Origin of the sequence: Phyllobacterium brassicacearum, assembly GCF_003010955.1 — a bacterium.
GTDB classification, from domain to species: domain Bacteria; phylum Pseudomonadota; class Alphaproteobacteria; order Rhizobiales; family Rhizobiaceae; genus Phyllobacterium; species Phyllobacterium brassicacearum.
Genome location: NZ_PGGO01000001.1, coordinates 129,420 through 146,637, shown reverse-complemented (window position 1 = coordinate 146,637; position 17,218 = coordinate 129,420). Strand labels below are relative to the sequence as shown.

General features: G+C 58.8%; 17 protein-coding genes and 1 tRNA gene. 8 read left to right on the top strand and 10 right to left on the bottom strand.

What is annotated here, in order from left to right:
- Positions 1-3: 3 nt before the first annotated feature.
- On the top strand, positions 4-1,620 hold the full coding sequence (locus CU102_RS00755) for an ABC transporter substrate-binding protein (RefSeq protein ID WP_106709055.1): 1,617 nt from the start codon (positions 4-6) through the stop codon (positions 1,618-1,620).
- Positions 1,621-1,641: 21 nt separating this feature from the next.
- On the opposite strand, the gene CU102_RS00750 is transcribed toward CU102_RS00755, so the two are convergent.
- Together CU102_RS00750 and CU102_RS00745 are read right to left on the bottom strand one after the other, a co-directional pair.
- Complete coding sequence (locus CU102_RS00750) at positions 1,642-2,079, bottom strand: PIN domain-containing protein (RefSeq protein ID WP_106709054.1); 438 nt, start codon at positions 2,077-2,079, stop codon at positions 1,642-1,644.
- Entirely contained in the window at positions 2,079-2,321 is a 243-nt protein-coding gene (locus CU102_RS00745) for a type II toxin-antitoxin system Phd/YefM family antitoxin (protein ID WP_106709413.1), read from the bottom strand. The genes CU102_RS00750 and CU102_RS00745 overlap by 1 nt, the downstream gene beginning before the upstream one ends.
- 104 nt (positions 2,322-2,425) lie before the next feature.
- Between CU102_RS00745 and CU102_RS00740 the strand changes: the two genes are divergently transcribed.
- Genes CU102_RS00740 through CU102_RS00725 form a run of 4 tightly spaced genes read left to right on the top strand, consistent with a single transcriptional unit; the run spans position 2,426 to position 5,794 of the window.
- On the top strand, positions 2,426-3,406 hold the full coding sequence (locus CU102_RS00740; RefSeq protein ID WP_106709053.1) for an ABC transporter permease: 981 nt from the start codon (positions 2,426-2,428) through the stop codon (positions 3,404-3,406).
- Complete coding sequence (locus CU102_RS00735) at positions 3,403-4,218, top strand: ABC transporter permease (protein WP_106709052.1); 816 nt, start codon at positions 3,403-3,405, stop codon at positions 4,216-4,218. Before CU102_RS00740 ends, CU102_RS00735 begins: the two co-directional genes overlap by 4 nt.
- The gene (locus CU102_RS00730) at positions 4,215-5,015 is read left to right on the top strand and encodes an ABC transporter ATP-binding protein (RefSeq protein ID WP_106709051.1); all 801 of its coding nucleotides are present in this window, start codon (positions 4,215-4,217) and stop codon (positions 5,013-5,015) included. The genes CU102_RS00735 and CU102_RS00730 overlap by 4 nt, the downstream gene beginning before the upstream one ends.
- On the top strand, positions 5,012-5,794 hold the full coding sequence (locus tag CU102_RS00725; protein WP_106709050.1) for an ABC transporter ATP-binding protein: 783 nt from the start codon (positions 5,012-5,014) through the stop codon (positions 5,792-5,794). Before CU102_RS00730 ends, CU102_RS00725 begins: the two co-directional genes overlap by 4 nt.
- A gap of 11 nt (positions 5,795-5,805) precedes the next feature.
- Here the strand turns inward: CU102_RS00725 and CU102_RS29605 are convergent, their stop codons facing one another.
- Positions 5,806-5,958, bottom strand: coding sequence for a hypothetical protein (locus tag CU102_RS29605; protein ID WP_166648299.1), 153 nt, complete (start codon positions 5,956-5,958; stop codon positions 5,806-5,808).
- 99 nt (positions 5,959-6,057) lie between these two features.
- The gene (locus CU102_RS30770; protein ID WP_280951860.1) at positions 6,058-6,186 is read right to left on the bottom strand and encodes a hypothetical protein; all 129 of its coding nucleotides are present in this window, start codon (positions 6,184-6,186) and stop codon (positions 6,058-6,060) included.
- A 242-nt stretch (positions 6,187-6,428) separates the two neighbouring features.
- Here CU102_RS30770 and CU102_RS29315 point away from each other — a divergent pair, with 242 nt between their 5' ends.
- The gene (locus tag CU102_RS29315) at positions 6,429-6,719 is read left to right on the top strand and encodes a hypothetical protein (protein ID WP_133624365.1); all 291 of its coding nucleotides are present in this window, start codon (positions 6,429-6,431) and stop codon (positions 6,717-6,719) included.
- Positions 6,720-7,241: 522 nt separating this feature from the next.
- Here the strand turns inward: CU102_RS29315 and CU102_RS00705 are convergent.
- A tRNA-Pro gene (locus CU102_RS00705) sits at positions 7,242-7,318 on the bottom strand.
- Between the two features lie 196 nt (positions 7,319-7,514).
- Between CU102_RS00705 and CU102_RS00700 the strand changes: the two genes are divergently transcribed.
- Entirely contained in the window at positions 7,515-9,764 is a 2,250-nt protein-coding gene (locus CU102_RS00700) for an AGE family epimerase/isomerase (RefSeq protein WP_106709046.1), read from the top strand.
- Here CU102_RS00700 and betB read toward each other — a convergent pair.
- The 4 genes from betB to betI are packed head-to-tail and all read right to left on the bottom strand — an operon-like array spanning position 9,758 to position 15,023.
- Positions 9,758-11,221 (bottom strand): betaine-aldehyde dehydrogenase, encoded by a 1,464-nt coding sequence (betB, locus tag CU102_RS00695; RefSeq protein WP_106709045.1) that lies wholly within the window; start codon positions 11,219-11,221, stop codon positions 9,758-9,760. The genes CU102_RS00700 and betB overlap by 7 nt on opposite strands.
- 29 nt (positions 11,222-11,250) lie before the next feature.
- On the bottom strand, positions 11,251-12,900 hold the full coding sequence (gene betA, locus CU102_RS00690; protein ID WP_106709044.1) for a choline dehydrogenase: 1,650 nt from the start codon (positions 12,898-12,900) through the stop codon (positions 11,251-11,253).
- Positions 12,901-12,909: 9 nt separating this feature from the next.
- Complete coding sequence (betC, locus tag CU102_RS00685; RefSeq protein ID WP_106709043.1) at positions 12,910-14,433, bottom strand: choline-sulfatase; 1,524 nt, start codon at positions 14,431-14,433, stop codon at positions 12,910-12,912.
- Positions 14,430-15,023 (bottom strand): transcriptional regulator BetI, encoded by a 594-nt coding sequence (betI, locus tag CU102_RS00680; RefSeq protein WP_106709042.1) that lies wholly within the window; start codon positions 15,021-15,023, stop codon positions 14,430-14,432. Before betI ends, betC begins: the two co-directional genes overlap by 4 nt.
- 154 nt (positions 15,024-15,177) lie before the next feature.
- Between betI and CU102_RS00675 the strand changes: the two genes are divergently transcribed.
- Positions 15,178-16,344: an acetyl-CoA acetyltransferase gene (locus CU102_RS00675; RefSeq protein ID WP_106709041.1), complete on the top strand. Its 1,167-nt coding sequence runs from the start codon at positions 15,178-15,180 to the stop codon at positions 16,342-16,344.
- Between the two features lie 132 nt (positions 16,345-16,476).
- Here the strand turns inward: CU102_RS00675 and CU102_RS00670 are convergent, their stop codons facing one another.
- A complete protein-coding gene (locus tag CU102_RS00670; protein ID WP_166648310.1) occupies positions 16,477-17,214 on the bottom strand; it encodes a DUF3750 domain-containing protein in 738 nt (245 codons plus the stop codon).
- Between the last annotated feature and the right edge of the window lie 4 nt (positions 17,215-17,218).

The following is a 17,218-nucleotide window of genomic DNA, read 5'->3' as shown; positions in this document are numbered from 1 at the left end:
ACAATGTCCCGTATCCAGTTGAACCGACGTGCTTTTCTCAACGCAACAGCCGGCGTCGGGGCAATAACAATCCTTCCAGATTTCGGCTGGGCACAAGCGGCAGCACCTGTCAAAGGCGGGCGTCTCGTCGTGGCCGGCGATAGCGAGCCGGCCAATCTCAATCCTGCCATTGTCGCGTCAAACGGGGTTTTCTTCGTCGCCAGCAAGGTGATCGAACCTTTGGCCGAACAATCCTATGACGGCAAGGACGGCCTGAGCCCGCGCCTTGCCACGGCTTGGGAAGGCTCGGACGATGGACGGACTGCGACGTTCAAGCTGCGTGAAGGGGTGACATGGCACGATGGCAAGCCTTTCACTTCCGCGGACGTGGCCTTCTCTGCGCTGGAGGTGTGGAAGAAGCTGCAGAACCTTGGACGTGTCGTGTTCAAGAACCTCGAAAGCGTTGAAACGCCGGACGATCGCACCGCCATTCTCAAGTTCTCGCAACCGACACCGTTCCAACTCATACGCAATGCATTGCCGGTTGTGACCTCGGTCGTGCCAAAGCACATCTATGAAGGGACGGACATCGCCAAGAATCCGGCCAACCAGAAGCTTGTCGGAACCGGTCCTTTCAAGTTCGGCGAATACAAGCCGGGCGAATACTACCTCTTGAAGCGCAATGACGCCTATTGGCAAAAGGACGAGCCGCTCCTGGATGAAATCGTCTACCAGTTCCTGCCTGACCGCGCCGCTGCCGGCAACGCGCTGGAAGCCGAGCAGATTCAGCTTGCGGCGTTCTCTGCCGTGCCGCTCGCCGATCTCGACAGGATCTCCAAGGTGCCGGGCCTGAAGGTGTATTCCAATGGCTATGAAGGGCTGACCTATCAGCTGATCGTCGAGATCAACCATCGCCGCAAGGAGCTTGCCGACGTCAAGGTGAGGCAGGCGCTCGCCCATGCAATCGACCATGACTTTGTCGTCAAGACGATCTTCCTCGGCTATGCCAAGTCTTCAACTGGGCCGGTGCCCGCCTATGACAAGACCTTCTATGAGCCGGACGTAACGAAATACTCCTTCGATCCGGCCAAGGCGGAAGCATTGCTTGTTGAAGCGGGTTACAAGCGTGGCCCGGATGGCAACCGTTTCAAGCTGAAGCTGCTTCCAGCGCCATTCTTCAACGAAACCAAACAGTTCGGCGACTATCTTCGCCAGGCTCTGGCCAAGGTTGGTATCGATGCAGAGGTGATCAGCAACGACACACCGGCGCATCTGAAAGCCGTCTACACCGACCATGATTTCGATATCACGGTGGCAACGCCGGTCTACCGTTCAGATCCGGCAATCTCCACGACGATCCTGTTCGAAAGCGGCCTGCCAGCGGGCGTACCGTTCTCGAACCAGTACGGCTATGCCAATGCGGATGTCGACAAGCTGATCAAGGAGGCGGCCTCAACTGTTGATGCGGACAAGCGCGCCGGTCTGTACAAGGAGCTGCAGAAAAAGACCGCCGACGAATTGCCGCTGATCAACGTCGCCGAGTTTTCCTTCATCACCGTGGCGCGTGACAGTGTGCAGAACGTTTCTGATAACCCGCGCTGGGCAGTGTCGAACTGGGCGAATGTGTGGATGAAGGGATAATCCAGGATCGGACTAGGGCTCCTAAGCCGGGAGGTGATCCGCAAAAGGATTGAGAACCCGGACACCGAGCGGGCCGAAATCCTTGGTGTTCGCTGTCAGTACCGTCATGTTGTTGGCTGCAGCGATGGAAGCGATGGCGATGTCGGCAAAACCTACCGCGTGGCTTCTGGCGCTGTCCATGATCTTTCCAGCGTGCCGCGCAGCTTCAACATTAAATGGCAAGATCCGGCCGGCGTAGAGCCGTTCAACTGCGAATAACCATGTGCGCAACCTGTCCGCCTTGGCGATGGCTTCGATGCGATCGAGTCGAGCAATCCCGCGTTCGATTTCGGCGATTGTCACGGCCGACGTGTAAAGCCGCGGATCCATTTGCTGCATCCACGTAACGAACGTTGATGAGGCGGCCATGCGTTTAGTCGGCGCGTCCGCAGAAATGATGTTTGTGTCGACAAGGAACATCACAGATCGACATTCCGCCCGGGCACCCTGTTGCGCTCGGGGATATCATCTCGTTCCCCCGGAAATGCCAATAAAAGGTCTGCGAAGCTGGGCACCTGGGAGATTCGCTGCCACTCATCGAAGGCAACCACTACGGCTTCTTTTCGCCCATGGCGCGTGATCACAGATGGCTCTCCGGCAACGGCCTGATCGACAACGGCAGATAAGGTTGCTTTTGCATCTTTCAACTGGATTTCTTTCACGGCGACACCCTTCATATGACTATAGGTAGTCATTGTATATATTTCTATTGACAGGGACAAGCCGCAGGAACATGAAAAGCTTTGCCTGACCGCCGGAGCCTTTCTTGCCGCCTCTCGTTTCCTTCTTCCTGAGACGCCTCGCCAGTGCGCTTCCGGTGCTTGGCGTGGTGTTGATTGGAAGCTTCCTCTTGCTTGAAGCGGCGTCCGGCGATGCTGTGGATTCCTATGTGGCGCGATCCGGCGCCATGGATGCCGAGCAGTTGGCGCAACTGCGGGAGGAATGGGGGCTGGATCAGGGGCCCCTCTATCGTTTCAAGGCCTATGCATGTGCACTCGCTCGCGGTGACCTTGGTTGGTCCACCGCCTTCGAGCGGCCCGTAAGCTCGGTCATTCTGGAGCGGCTGCCGGTTACGTTGCTACTGATGGGCATCGCCACGGCGCTGGCTTTCGTTGTGGGTTCCCTGTTGGGCGTGATAGCTGGTGCGAGACCCGGCTCAATTCGCGACCGCATACTGTCTATCGGATCACTGGCGCTTTACGCGGTGCCCGGTTTCTGGCTTGGACTTGTCCTGATCGTGATCTTTGCCGTCGATCTGCGCTGGCTGCCGGTCGGCGGTATCGAGACGATAGCTTCGGGCAAATCGGGGCTCGCGCGGCTGGGCGACATTGCCGTGCACCTGATCCTTCCGGTCGCTTCGCTTGCCATGGTCTATCTCGCGCTTTACCTGCGGCTCATGCGTGACCGGATGAGCGAAATCTGGCGTGATCCCTTTGTCAAGGCGCTGGAAGCGTGGGGACTCGATCGCAGGCGGATCGTATGGCGTCATGTCGCGCGCAACGCCGTGCTCCCGGTTGTGACAATGCTGGGGCTGCAGGCTGCTGCCATGCTCGGCGGTAGTGTTGTGGTGGAAAGCGTCTTTGCCATTCCAGGCTTTGGCCGTCTGGCGGCAGAAGCGGTGGCGCGACGCGATACGCCGCTGCTGCTTGGCGTGATCCTGTGCAGTGCCATTACCGTGATCATTGCCAATCTTCTCGTTGATCTTGCCTATGGCAAGCTGGACCCGCGCGTAAGGGCCGGCCGATGATCCTGTGGCGGCAACTGAATTGGGAGGGGCGTGCTGGCGCAGCCCTCCTTATGGCCCTCGTCCTGATGGCACTATTGGCGCCGTTGATCGCACCGGGCGATCCCTTGGCCATCACCGGCGAACCGATGCTGCGGCCGTTCGCATTGGAATTGCACCCCTTGGGAACTGACAGGCTCGGCCGTGACGTGCTCTCCGGTCTGTTGCACGGGACCCGCACAACACTTCTTGTCGCATTCTTTTCGGCGGCGGTTGCGCTCAGTGTCGGTAGCATCGTTGGCACGCTGGCGGGTTTTCTCGGAGGTGTCGCCGATACGGTTCTGATGCGCATCACCGAGGCGTTCCAGACAGTGCCAGGCTTCCTGCTGGCGCTCGCCGCGATCAGTGTGACTGGTCCAAGCGTGCCGACGTTGATTTTCGCCATCAGCCTCGGCAACTGGACGCAGGCTGCACGAGTAACACGGGCTGAAGTGCTGTCCTTGCGCGAAAGGGATTTCGTTGCTGCGGCACGGACCCTCGGCATGCGCCCGCTGGAAATTGCGTTCCGCGAGATCCTGCCCAACGCCTTCGGTCCGACCGCCTCCCTCGCAGCCATATCTGTTGCTGCCGCAATCCTGATCGAGGCTGCCCTGTCATTTCTCGGCTTTGGTGATCCAAACCGTGTGACCTGGGGCAGCATGATCGCCGAAGGCCGTACCGTACTGCGCGCCGCGCCTTACCTTTCGATCGTCCCCGGGCTGGCATTGGTCGTGACCGTTCTCGGCGTTCATCTGATCGGTCGGGGATTTTCGCGGGCGGAAAGGTTGCAGCCATGAGCGACCCCTATGTTCGCGTCCGCAACCTCAGCGTTGATTACGGCGGCGCCGTCGCGCTGAACGAAGTATCATTGCAGCTCGCCAAGCGTGGAAGGCTGGCGGTCATCGGCGAGAGCGGCTCCGGCAAATCAACCCTGGCCATGGCGATTGCCGGTCTCCTGCCTGGACGCGCCTTCGCCAATGGGACGATTGAGTTTCCGGGTCTGGACCGCAAGCCAAGACCAGGCAAGGACATTGGCGTTCTCTTTCAGGATCCGGGCGGCAGTCTCGATCCGGTGATGAAGATCGGCGACCAGATTGCCGAAGTGGTGATGACCCATCAGAGCATGGGGTGGATCGCGGCGCGTGTGCGGGCGGCCGAGTTGCTGGATCGCGTCCGCATTCCGAAGGCGCTCTCAAGGCTCAACGACTATCCGCATGAATTCTCTGGCGGACAAAAGCAGCGCATAGCACTCGCCGCAGCGCTGGCGGGCAACCCGTCGCTTTTGATCGCGGATGAGCCCACCAGCGCGCTCGATACGGTCGTGCAACGCCACATCGTCAATCTGCTCGACGAATTGGTGCAGGACAACGGTCTGACGCTACTGTTTGTCACCCACGATATTGCTCTGGCCTCGGAACGCGCCGACAAGATTGCCGTGCTGTACAAGGGGAAGCTGGTCGAAAGCGGCTCTGCAGCCAAGGTGCTTGGCAAACCCCAGCACCCTTACACGAGGGCGCTGATCGGCGCGAATATCTCATTGGAAACGCCGCGACGGAAGCGGCTTGCCGAAATCAACGCGGACGAATTGCAATGATAGGGGGCCTTGCTGAACCGCCTGTCCTTGACGTCAGGAACCTCGGTAAACGCTTTGGTGACAGGTCAGCAACCGGACTGGCAAACGTCAGTTTTTCAATTCAGACCGGGGAAACTCTGGCGGTGGTCGGCGCTTCAGGGGCTGGAAAAACCACTTTGGCACGTCTCGTCATGCGGCTCGCGGAGTCGGACGAAGGTTCAATCCATCTTCGAGGACGCGATATCACTGTGCTGCACGATGAACTCCTGCGGCCGTTGCGCCCACGTTTCCAGATGGTGTTTCAGGATCCGCTGGCGGCATTCAATCCGCGCGCGAGCGTCAAGCGTATTCTACAGGACCCGTTGCGGATAAACGGTCTTGCGGCAAAGGGCGAATATGACGCGCTCATCGACGCTGCAGTCACCCGCGTTGGCCTCAGCACTGATGTAATCGATCGATATCCATTGGAACTGTCCGGGGGGCAGCGGCAGCGCGTCGCCATTGCCCGTGCGATCATGACGAAACCCGACCTTATTGTGCTCGACGAGCCCGTGTCGGCCCTCGATGTCTCCGTCCGCGCGCAAATCCTCAATCTGCTCCTCGACCTTCAGGAGGAGACCGGTATTGCCTATCTGTTCATTTCACATGACCTGGCGGTTGTGCGGGCCTTTGCCGATCGGATCATCGTCATGGACGATGGCCGTATCGTCGAAGCCGGAGAGACAGAGGCCGTGCTTGCAAATCCGCAGGCGGAAGCTACACGTGTTTTGATCGACGCGGTGCCGCGATTAAAGTACTGAGGGATGTCTTCTTATCTGGCGACGACCGGCGGACCATCGAAATTGTGCCGGGCTTTGACGATTGCGGAAGCTGTTCCCCACAATATGACCAAGACCGCTGCCATCAGCGCAGCCATGATCAAAAAATCACGCAATTCCAAAGGCTCGATATCCCGGTCTCGCATCGCGACAGCTCCAAGTGACGACTGGCAGGCGGCAACAATCTGCATCAACCGTCGAAGGGCATCAATAAATCGCAAGATCGTTAAAATTCATTACAAGGCTCAGATAGACACCGCATAACCGACCAGCGCGGCAAGGACGACGCCAGCGAGAAACACGGCGAAATACCATCGGGCGGAATCGTGGACGGCCCAAGCCTCGTCGTCATCTTCATCAAAATCATCGGACATGGCAAAGGCTCCCGACTGGGATATCCGGGCCGCTCTTGAGCCGCGGACCAAATCCCGGTGCAGCTATGGGATGACCGGGTGGCTGGGTCCCCCACAGCAGTGGGGCCCAGATAGTCCACGGTTTTGGTCGTGAACGATACTGAGCCCCTGTCGGGTTGGCTTTGTGGAACTCGCCCAACGCTTTTCCCGACAGTTAGACAACGCGAGAAAGCGGCATAGGTTCCAAAATTGTGAAGTTCGTATTGGTAAAGCGCACCGATGTGATTACGCGGTTAGATATCAAGGGCTCGCTTGATCTCGAACAGCGCCCGGCCGATCGCGATGTCAGCCTCGGACTCATCACTGTTAGCGGTCATTTGCAGATATTGTTCGCCAAGATCAGACAGGGCCAGGGCCACCTCATATCGATGCCAGCCGGCCCACAGGGCCTGATCGGCCAGCCGCTGAACCTCTTCCCGCAGGGCATTCTTGCATTCCTGGGTCCGGTCCAGATCGTCGGAGCATTTCGGTGGTGTGATCATCATAATGGCTAAAATTGTAAACCCGGAAGACGAGCTCACAAGACGCCAATTGGAATTAAGGCGGCTTCTTAATTGATCAGGCCATTCATGTGATTTTTCATCCCTCGTATGTACCGGGAGGGGCTGCGGTCCGCCCCTACACAGTAATCTGGCTTGGGATAGTACACGAGATTGGCGCATGCACACGCTCAGACTAACAAACTAAGCTGCGCGTCCTATCTGTATTGGACGTTCCAAACTGAAGGGGCCCATCTTGACGACAATCTGGATCATCCGCCTGTACTACATAGCCCTTTGCCTTGGGTTCATCTGTCTTGGATATTTGATGATCGCAATCGGCGGCCCCGACACCGGTACGAGTGGGGCTATATTAACCGGATACGTCGCAGGTAGTGCTTTAATCAGATTTGGAGTTGGGCTTGCATGGTTTGGAATTCTTGTCGAGTTTTTACGCAAGACGTGGATGTTTTGGTGGTGATCGACGGACACGATCAACGGTATCGTTCTAAAATTGTAATAAGTTATTGATTTTACTGGTCGGAGTGAGAGGATTCGAACCTCCGACCCCGTCGTCCCGAACGACGTGCGCTACCAGGCTGCGCTACACTCCGTGACCAGTGACGCGCGTATATAACGTCCGGTTTCAGCCGCCGCAAGTTGTTTCCTTCGCTTTTTGAATTATCACGGCTTGGGCATCCTTGCGGCGACAAAGGGCTGAATGGCCCTTGTGATGACTGCCGAAAGTCTTGTATCGATTTGCACAGAAGCGCTCTGGCCAGCGACAGGCGGAACAACAAGGCAGCATGAATGACTAAGGACAAACAACGCATTATCAGCTTCGTCATGAGCGGTGGTGTCGGCTCGCGCCTGTGGCCCCTTTCGCGGGAGGATTTTCCCAAGCAGTTCCACAATTTATCCGGCCAGGGCTCGATGCTGCTGCGTACTGTCAAGCGTATGGGCGCGCGGACAAAAGCGGCTGTTCCTGTCTATCTGCTGGCCTCGGAACGCCATGCGGATCACATCAATCAAGACATCGCCGGCGTCGACCTTGCCGGTGGAAGGCCGATTCTCGAACCCATGGGACGCAATACCGCATCGGCCGTTGTGCTGGCCACCGAAATCACCTTGCGCGAGCATGGCGACGAGCTTGTACTTGTTGTCCCTTCGGATCACGAGATCACGACCGACCGCGATTTCTGGGACACGGTGGAAACCGGCATCGGAGCGGCCAATGCAGGGCGTATTGTCGTGTTTGGAATACAGCCCGATCGCCCCGAAACAGGGTATGGCTATATCGAAGTCGAGCCGGGGACCTCAGCGACGCGCGACGTGGTCCGTTTCGTGGAAAAACCGAACGAGAAGACAGCCAAGGAATATCTTGAATCGGGGCACTTTCTTTGGAATGCCGGGATTTTCCTCTTCCGCGCCAGCGTCATGCGCGATGCATTCAAGGCGCATGCGGCAGAGATCTGGGACAAGGCGATCATTGCGCTCGATCAGGCGGACACCAATATTTCTGGCACCTATGTGCCGCATGATCTTTATGCAGCAGTGCCCTCCATTTCGGTCGACTATGCGATTATGGAGCATGCTTCGGACATCGCTCTGGTGCCTGCGACGTTTCGTTGGAATGATCTGGGGTCGTGGCAATCCCTGCTTGAGGTCGGCTCGGTCGATGGCAATGGCAATGTGATCGTCGGCGACGTTGTCGCGATCGATTGCGAGCACAGCTATCTGCGTAGCGAAGGACGTCTGTTGTCGGCAGTTGGCCTGCGCGACACGGCCGTGGTGGCGACCGCCGACGCGACGTTTGTTGCGCCGGTCAGCGAGAGCCAGAACGTTCGCAAGGTCGTCGAACAATTGGAAAAGACCGGACGGCTTGAGACGAAATTCACGCCGGCACAGGATCGCCTCCCGCATGTCGGCGCCTATGGCAATCGTGTCCGCCACTGGTTGTTCGACGAAACATTGCCGCTGTGGTCCACGGTGGGCATTGACGAGCGGGGCGGCGGCTTCCACGAGGCGCTTTCCTTCGACGCCATTCCGATCAACAAGACCAAGCGGACGCGCACGATGGCACGGCAAATCTATGCCTTCGCCGTAGCACACGAAATGGGCTGGGATGGACCGGCTCAGGAACTGATCGATCACGGCATTCGCTTCATCACGGCCAACGGCCGCACCGAGCGCGGCGGCTGGGTGAAGACATTTAATCCCGATGGCAGTGTTCTCGATCCAACAGAAGACGCGTATGACCAGTCATGCGTGCTGCTGGCATTGGCTCACTCGCACAAGGCCGGACATAAGGATGCGCTGGCGCTTGGAACGGAAACCTTTGCATTCATCGACGAATATCTGGCGGATGTGCGGTTGACCGGTTTTCTCGAAACACCAGGTGACACGGGCTTGCGCCGCTCAAATCCGCATATGCATCTGCTGGAGGCGTTCCTTGCCTGGTATGACGCCACCGGTAACCGCGATTATCTGCAGCGGGCAGCGCGCATTGTCGATCTCTTTCGGCACCATATGTTCGATGCCGAAACCTGGACTCTGGGCGAATATTTCAGCAATGACTGGGGGCGCGCACCGGGCGAACAGGGGGAGTGGACGGAACCTGGCCATCATTTTGAATGGGCTTCCTTGCTGTCTGATTTTGCTCACGCATCCGGACAAAAGGATGTCGTTCGCTACGGTCGCAAGCTCTACGCCTCAGCTATCGCAAATGGATTGAACCGCTCGACAGAACTCGCATATAACGCCGTGTCGCGTCATGGCCTGCCGCTTGACAGGAATTCACGCAGCTGGCCGCAGACCGAGGCGGTCAAGGCGGCGATTGCGCTCGACGGCAATGGCGGACCGGATCTCAAGCCGGAAGTCGAGGCGCGGGTCGGGCGGCTGTTCCGCTGGCATATCGAGCCGGCGCCGAAGGGTCTGTGGATTGACCTGATCGATGAAACCGGACGGGCCAAGGCCGAAGATGTTCCGGCCTCGATTTTTTATCACCTCGTCTGTGCGCTCACCCAGTATGTGGACTACGTCGGCAAGAAGCCTCAATAAGGACTCTCGACCTTGCCCGTCTCCACATAGACCGACTTGATCTGGCTGTAATGATAGAGCGCGGCCAGACCATTCTCGCGGCCGACGCCCGACTGCTTGAAGCCGCCGAAAGGCATCTCGACCGGCGCGAGATTATAGGTGTTGATCCAGCAGGTACCGGCCTTGAGCTGGCTGATAACGCGATGCGCGCGCGACAGATCCTTGGTGAAAACACCGGCGGAAAGGCCAAACTCGGTGTCGTTGGCACGGGCGATGACTTCATCCTCATCCTTGAAGTCGAGAACGGCCATAACCGGTCCGAAAATCTCCTCGCGGGCGATGACCATGTCGTCGGTCACGTTCGTGAAGATCGTCGGCTCGACGAAGCAGCCTCCCTCGAAGCCCTGCATCTGCGGCACGCCGCCGCCAAGGTGCAGCGTTGCCCCTTCGGCCTTGCCTTTTTCGATATAGGAAACAACCTTGTTGCGCTGGGCGGCGTTGACCAGCGGTCCGAGATGGATATCCGGATCGAGCGGATCGCCGAGGCGGATGGCCTTGGTGCGCGCGGTCAGGCGATCGAGGAACTTGTCCTTGATGCCGCCCTGCACGAAAACACGCGTGCCGTTGGAGCAGACCTGGCCGGTTGAATAGAAATTGCCGAGCAGCGCGCCACCTACGGCGTTCTCAACATCGGCATCGTCGAAGATGATCAATGGCGACTTGCCGCCGAGCTCCATGGTGGCGTGTTTCATGTGCGAGCCAGCCTGTGCCAGGACACGCCTGCCGGTAGGAACTGAGCCAGTCAGCGAAACCTTGGCCACCAGCGGGTGATCGACCAGCTGCGAGCCGACGTCACCAAATCCTTGCACAACATTGAAGAGGCCGTCAGGGAGTCCGGCTTCCTTGTAGATCTCCGCAAGGGCGAGAGCGGAGAGCGGCGTGTTTTCGGAAGGCTTGAAGATCATGGCATTGCCGGCGGCAAGCGCCGGTGCCGATTTCCAGCCTGCACCCTGGATGGGGTAGTTCCAGGCGCCGATGCCGACGCAAACGCCAAGCGGTTCACGCCGCGTGTAGGCGTAGGAGCCGCCAAGTTCGATCATCTCGCCGTTGAATCCGGCGATGATGCCGCCATAGAATTCGAGTGCATCTGCGGCAGAGGCGGGATCGGCGACCAGGGTTTCCTGAATGGCCTTGCCGGTATCGAGTGTTTCGAGTTCGGCGATTTCGGCATTGCGCTCGCGCAGGATGTCGGCGGCTCGGCGCAGGATGCGGCCGCGCTCGACGGGCTTCAATGCTGCCCACGCGGGTTGTGCGGCCGCTGCGGCCTGGACGGCCTGTTCGATCAGCACTGGGGTTGCACCGAACAGCCTGGCGATGATCTCGCCGGTCGCCGGATAGATCACGTCGAGCGGCTTGCCCGCCTTGTCTTCAACAAAGCGGCCATTGATGAAATGCGAGGCCTTGGGCTGTGCGCGCATGATGTTCTCCTTGATTGTCGTTTTGTAGCCTAGCGGTCGCTCACCTGCCAGCGCGGGTTGATCCAGGGCTCCTGATTGGAGCGCGGCAGGGGATCGCGGCCAAGAATATGGTCGGACGCCTTTTCGCCCGTCATGATCGACGGCCCGTTGAGATTGCCATTGGTGACCCGCGGGAAGATCGAGGAATCGGCAACGCGCAAGCCCTCGACCCCGATGACGCGGCATTGCGGGTCGACCACCGCCATCGGGTCCGTTGTTGCGCCCATCTTGCAGGTACCGCAGGGATGGAAGGCGCTTTCCGCATGTTCGCGCAGGAAGTCGTCGATCTCCTCGTCCGATTGCACCTGGGCGCCCGGGGAAATCTCCCGACCCCGATAGGGATCAAGTGCCGCCTGGCCGAATATCTCTCGCGTCAGCCGCACGGCGTGGCGGAAGTCAGTCCAGTCATCGGCATGCGACATGTAGTTGAAGAGGATCTTCGGTTTCTCGAACGGGTCTGACGAACGGAGTGTGACACTGCCGCGCGACTTCGAGCGCATTGGTCCGACATGTGCCTGGAAACCGTGGCCCTTCGCCGCCGCCTTGCCATCATAGCGAATAGCGGCGGGCAGGAAGTGGTACTGGATGTCCGGATAGTCGACGCCGGGTTTGGAGCGCACGAAAGCTGCCGACTCGAAATGGTTAGTCGCGCCATGGCCGCTCTTGAAGAACAGCCACTCGGCACCGATCATCGCCTTGGAGAACAGCCCGAGCTTGGAATTCAAGGTGATCGGCTTGAGGCTCTCCTGCTGGATGTAGACCTCCATATGGTCCTGCAGGTTCTGGCCGACACCTGGCCGGTCCGCGACGACCTTAATGCCATTGTCCTTGAGGTGCGCAGCAGGGCCGATACCGGAAAGCATCAGCAGCTTGGGTGAGTTGATGGAGGAAGCGGCAATAATCACCTCGCGGCGGGCGCGAATGATTTCCGTCTTGCCGCGCCGGGTGATTTCAATGCCAATCGTCCGTTGATTCTCGATGATCACACGCCGGGCGAAGCCGTTGACGAGACTCACATTTTTGCGCCTCAGAGCCGGGCGCAGATAGGCATTGGCGGTCGACCAGCGACGGCCCTTGTGGATGGTCTGTTCCATGGCGCCGAAGCCTTCCTGCTTCGAACCATTATAGTCGTCGGTTACTTCAAAGCCTGCCTGTTGTCCTGCATCGACGAACGCGTGGAACAGCGGATTATCACGTCGCCCGCGTTGCACATTCAACGGGCCGTCCGTGCCGCGCCATCCGGATTCGCCGCCATGCGAATTCTCCATGCGCTTGAAGTACGGCAGCACGTCCGCATAGGACCAGCCAGTCGCACCGCTTTCTGCCCAGTGGTCGAAATCATGCGCGTGGCCACGCACATAGACCATGCCGTTGATCGACGACGATCCGCCAATGACCTTGCCGCGCGGCGTCACCAGCGTACGCCCGCCAAGGTGCGGCTCCGGTTCGGAGATAAAACCCCAGTCATAGGTACTCATGTTCATGGGGAAGGAAAGGGCGGCCGGCATCTGGATGAAAGGCCCGATATCCGTGCCGCCGAACTCGATGACGATGACCGAATATTTGCCGTCCTCCGACAGGCGGTAGGCCATGGCTGAGCCGGCAGAGCCTGAACCCACAATTACGAAATCTGCTTCCATGGCTCTCACCTATTCACCGCGCGGATAGCGCGCATTCTCTTCCAGGACGTTCAAATCCATATGATTGCGCATATAGCGCTCCGACGCCTTCTGCAGCGGCTGATAATCCCACGGGTAGTAGGAGCCGTTGCGCAGCGCGTCGTACACCACCCAGCGCCGTGCCTGGCTTTCGCGCACGGCGGCATCGAAGGCGCGCATGTCCCAGCGGCCACGAGCCTTTGCCATGAAATCGGCCAGCAGCTTGGCATGGGCGGGATCATTGGCGAGGTTGGTCAATTCGTGCGGATCCGATTCAAGATCAAAGAGTTGCGGCGGATCGATCTCGCAATGCACGAACTTGTATCGGCCTTCGCGGATGCAGACCAGCGGCGCATTCGAGCCTTCGGCTGCATATTCCATCAGCACAGGCCCAATGCGGTCCTTGCCCTGCATGAGACGGGTCAAGTCTTCACCGTCGGTCCATGGCAGGACCTCGGCAATGTCGATGCCGCCAAGCGCCGCGAGCGTCGGATTGATATCGAGGGTAGAGACCGGCTGACTGATCAATTGCGGCGCAATGCCCTTACCAGCAATCATCAGCGGCACGCGCACCGAACCTTCGAAGAAGTTCATCTTGAACCACAGACCGCGCTCGCCCAACATGTCGCCATGGTCGGAGGTGAAGACGATGATCGTATCGTCGAGCATGCGCGTCGTGCGCAGCACTTCGAGGATTTCGCCGACCTTGTCGTCAATATAGGAAATATTGGCGAGATAGCCTTGCCGCGCCAATCGCACCTGTTCCGGCGTGATGTCGAATTCGCGGTGCTCAGCGGCCTCCATCAGCCGTTGCGAGTGCGGGTCCTGCTCATCGAAAGGAATGCCGCCAACGACCGGATCAAGGGCGGGCGAACCCTCGTAGAGATCCCAATATTTGCGCCGCGCCACATACGGGTCGTGCGGGTGCGTGAATGAGACCGTCAGACACCAGGGGCGGCGCGATGCTACGTCGGACTCGCGCGACAGCTGGTAGAGCTTCTGGCGCGCGTGGAATGCCACCTCGTCGTCATATTCCATCTGGTTGGTGATCTCGGCAATACCCGCGCCGGTGACGGAGCCAAGATTGTGATACCACCAGTCTATGCGCTCGCCCGGCTTGCGGTAGTCGGGTGTCCAGCCAAAATCGGCCGGGTAGATATCGGTGGTCAGGCGCTCTTCGAGGCCGTGCAACTGATCCGGCCCGACGAAATGCATCTTGCCGGAAAGACCGGTGTAATAGCCGGCGCGTCGTAAATGATGCGCATAGGTCGGAATATCCGACACGAACTCGGCGGCATTGTCATAGACGCGCGTACGCGATGGCAACTGCCCGGACATCAATGAGGCGCGGGCAGGGGCGCAGAGCGGGGATGCGGTATAGGTGTTGGCGAAGCGCGCCGAGCGTTGTGCAAGTGCCTTCAGATGCGGCGCATGGATGAATTCGGCCGGGCCATCCGGAAACAGCGTTCCGTTCAATTGGTCAACCATCAGGATGAGGATGTTCGGCCTGGTCATTTCGATGCTCCGGCGGCGGATAGTTTTGTTGTTACATAGTCTTCCACGAGCGCGATGGCGTTCGCTGCCTCAGGCGCGCCATTGCGCAGCGCATGGCGGATATAGAGCCCGTCGATCATGGCGCCGGCGCCCTCGGCGATCTGAATCGCCATCGCCCTGCTCGTCAGCTGCTGTAGCGCGTGGGCGAGGTTGGAGTGCATGCGCCGTGCATAGACGCGCAGCAGGCGGCGCGTGTCTTCCGATTTCTGTGCGTGCACATAGAATGTCAGCCAGGCGCCAACGGTTTCCGGCGCGAATTGCGAAGCGGAAAAATTGACGGCAATGACAGCCGCGATGCGGGCCGCCGGTGTCGTTGCGGTTTGCAGTGCAGTTGCGAGATCGTGACCGAGCTCCTTAAGAAGGTGCCGCATGGTGGCGAGGATCAGCTGCTCCTTGCCACCGAAATAGTGATGCGCGAGCGCAGGTGACACACCCGCCTCATGCGCGATCTCCGCAACCGTCACGTCAAGCGAACCGCGCTGGCCGATGGTGCGGATTGCAGCATCGATCAACTCCCGCTTGCGCTGTGGTTCCATTCCGACTTTGGGCATGTTGAGAGACCTCGTTTGCAAGGCATGCTATTCTTGATTGACTGGTCAATCAATAAAAAAATGCGTGATTGGACGTGCCAATAATCGGGCTTTACCTTGAACCGGGCGCGGTCCATGGTTAGGTCAACAGATAAGACATATTGGAGGAAATGAGATGACAGCCTGTATCGTTGGATGGTCGCACCTGCCATTCGGAAAGCTGGAAGGCGAGACCGTCGAGAGCCTGATCGTCAAGGCCGCGATCGGGGCACTGGAGCACGCTGGAATCGGCCCGGAAGATGTGGACGAGATCGTGCTCGGCCATTTCAATGCCGGTTTCTCGCCGCAGGATTTCACCGCAAGCCTCGTTTTGCAGGCGAGTGATGCGTTTCGTTTCAAGCCGGCCACTCGCGTCGAAAATGCCTGTGCGACAGGCTCTGCGGCAGTGCATCAGGGCATCAAGACCATTCGCGCCGGAACGGCGAAGGTCGTACTCGTGGTGGGCGTCGAGAAGATGACGTCCACACCCGGACCGGAGATCGGCAAGAATTTGCTCAAGGCATCCTATCTGCCGGAAGAGGGTGACATCCCTGCTGGTTTCGCCGGAGTGTTCGGCCAGATCGCTGCCGCCTACTTCCAGAAATATGGCGACCAGTCCGATGCCCTGGCGATGATCGCCGCCAAGAACCACAAGAATGGCGTAGGCAACCCCTATGCGCAGATGCGCAAGGATCTGGGTTTCGAGTTCTGCCGCCAGGAGAGCGAAAAGAACCCGTTCGTTGCTGGTCCGCTGAAGCGCACCGACTGCTCGCTGGTATCCGATGGCGCCGCTGCGCTGGTGCTTACCGATACGCAGACTGCCTTGAAGATGAAGCGCGCAGTGGCGTTCCGCGCGGCGCAGCATGTGCAGGATTTCCTGCCAATTTCCAAGCGCGATATCCTGCAGTTCGAAGGCTGCGCCGAGGGCTGGAAGCGGGCGTTAAATCAGGCTGGCGTAACCATCGACGATCTGTCGTTTGTTGAGACTCATGACTGCTTCACCATAGCCGAGCTGATCGAATATGAGGCCATGGGCCTTGCCAAGCCGGGCGAGGGCGCCAAGGTGGCGATGGAGGGCCAAACCGCAATGGGTGGACGCTTGCCGGTGAACCCGTCTGGCGGCCTCAAGGCCAAGGGGCATCCGATTGGAGCCAGCGGCGTCTCCATGCATGTTCTGTCGTCGATGCAATTGACCGGGGAGGCGGGCGGCATCCAGGTGCCGGACGCCAAGCTTGCGGGCATCTTCAATATGGGCGGTGCAGCAGTTGCCAATTATGTGTCGGTGCTGGAGCGGATCAAATAGCGTTCACGCCAGGACGGCCTGCAAACGGCGTTTTTCAGCGTTCCGGTGCTCGTGAACGAGAAAAGTTCACTGCGCTCCGGTACTTGAAAACCACCATCTTCGGCTCGCGCTGACCCGAACGCTAAACAGACCCTAAAGGTCAATCCTGCCGAATCCGGGCACTTTAAGACCCGGATTCAGAATATCGAATCCGGCTACCAAGCCCATGAAATTGATCTCGAATCCGCTCCGTGCGCCGACCGCAAAACCTGTATAGCCAAAGAGCGTAGCGTGGACGTTCCGCCAATCGTCATCGATGGCAAACAGCTTGCCATCCGTGGGGAAGTCGCGGCCCACCGCATTTGCAGGCAAGACTACGCCGATTTCCGGAACTGAACGTAAGATATGGGCTACGAAACTGTTTGAGTTCGGGCCTGGCCAAATCACATAATTGCCCGGCTTTGCGTACGGGTATTTCAGGATTGCAGTTTCGATCTTCGAAATCAAAGTTGCTGCTTCGGTGCCGTGAATCTCATGCACGATGGAGGGCGTGTTAGAATACCACCTCCCATCGGCGTCATAGGCATTTTTCCGAACAGGCGTACCCCAACCGACGACATCGTAGCGGTCGTAATGGGTGGTTCCTGGGCGCTTTAGCACCAGCCAGCTATGCAATGACAAAGCGCCCTTGAGTCCGCCCGTTCGGGCTGCGAGTACATAGATCGCGGCGTCGTCAGCTGTCGGCTTGGCGGGCAGTACATTGCTTGAGCTCCAGTTGGCGTCGCGCCAGTTGTTGGCGTGATGCTGGGTCATCCACCATCCAGCGGCGGCCAGCGAAGGGACAATAAAGACGACAAGTATCAGGAGTGCCAGCCGGGCGAACAACTTGATCAAG

Excerpts from the sequence above, each read along its gene's own strand:
- betB (WP_106709045.1), bottom strand. The coding sequence starts at position 11,221 with ATGCGCGCACAGCCCAAGGCCTCGCATTTCATCAATGGCCGCTTTGTT.
- betI (WP_106709042.1), bottom strand. The coding sequence starts at position 15,023 with ATGCCCAAAGTCGGAATGGAACCACAGCGCAAGCGGGAGTTGATCGAT.
- CU102_RS00675 (WP_106709041.1), top strand. The coding sequence starts at position 15,178 with ATGACAGCCTGTATCGTTGGATGGTCGCACCTGCCATTCGGAAAGCTG.
- CU102_RS00750 (WP_106709054.1), bottom strand. The coding sequence starts at position 2,079 with ATGTTCCTTGTCGACACAAACATCATTTCTGCGGACGCGCCGACTAAA.
- CU102_RS00735 (WP_106709052.1), top strand. The coding sequence starts at position 3,403 with ATGATCCTGTGGCGGCAACTGAATTGGGAGGGGCGTGCTGGCGCAGCC.
- CU102_RS29605 (WP_166648299.1), bottom strand. The coding sequence starts at position 5,958 with ATGCGAGACCGGGATATCGAGCCTTTGGAATTGCGTGATTTTTTGATC.
- betA (WP_106709044.1), bottom strand. The coding sequence starts at position 12,900 with ATGGAAGCAGATTTCGTAATTGTGGGTTCAGGCTCTGCCGGCTCAGCC.
- CU102_RS30770 (WP_280951860.1), bottom strand. The coding sequence starts at position 6,186 with ATGTCCGATGATTTTGATGAAGATGACGACGAGGCTTGGGCCGTCCAC.
- CU102_RS00725 (WP_106709050.1), top strand. The coding sequence starts at position 5,012 with ATGATAGGGGGCCTTGCTGAACCGCCTGTCCTTGACGTCAGGAACCTC.
- CU102_RS00755 (WP_106709055.1), top strand. The coding sequence starts at position 4 with ATGTCCCGTATCCAGTTGAACCGACGTGCTTTTCTCAACGCAACAGCC.
- betC (WP_106709043.1), bottom strand. The coding sequence starts at position 14,433 with ATGACCAGGCCGAACATCCTCATCCTGATGGTTGACCAATTGAACGGA.
- CU102_RS00700 (WP_106709046.1), top strand. The coding sequence starts at position 7,515 with ATGACTAAGGACAAACAACGCATTATCAGCTTCGTCATGAGCGGTGGT.
- CU102_RS00730 (WP_106709051.1), top strand. The coding sequence starts at position 4,215 with ATGAGCGACCCCTATGTTCGCGTCCGCAACCTCAGCGTTGATTACGGC.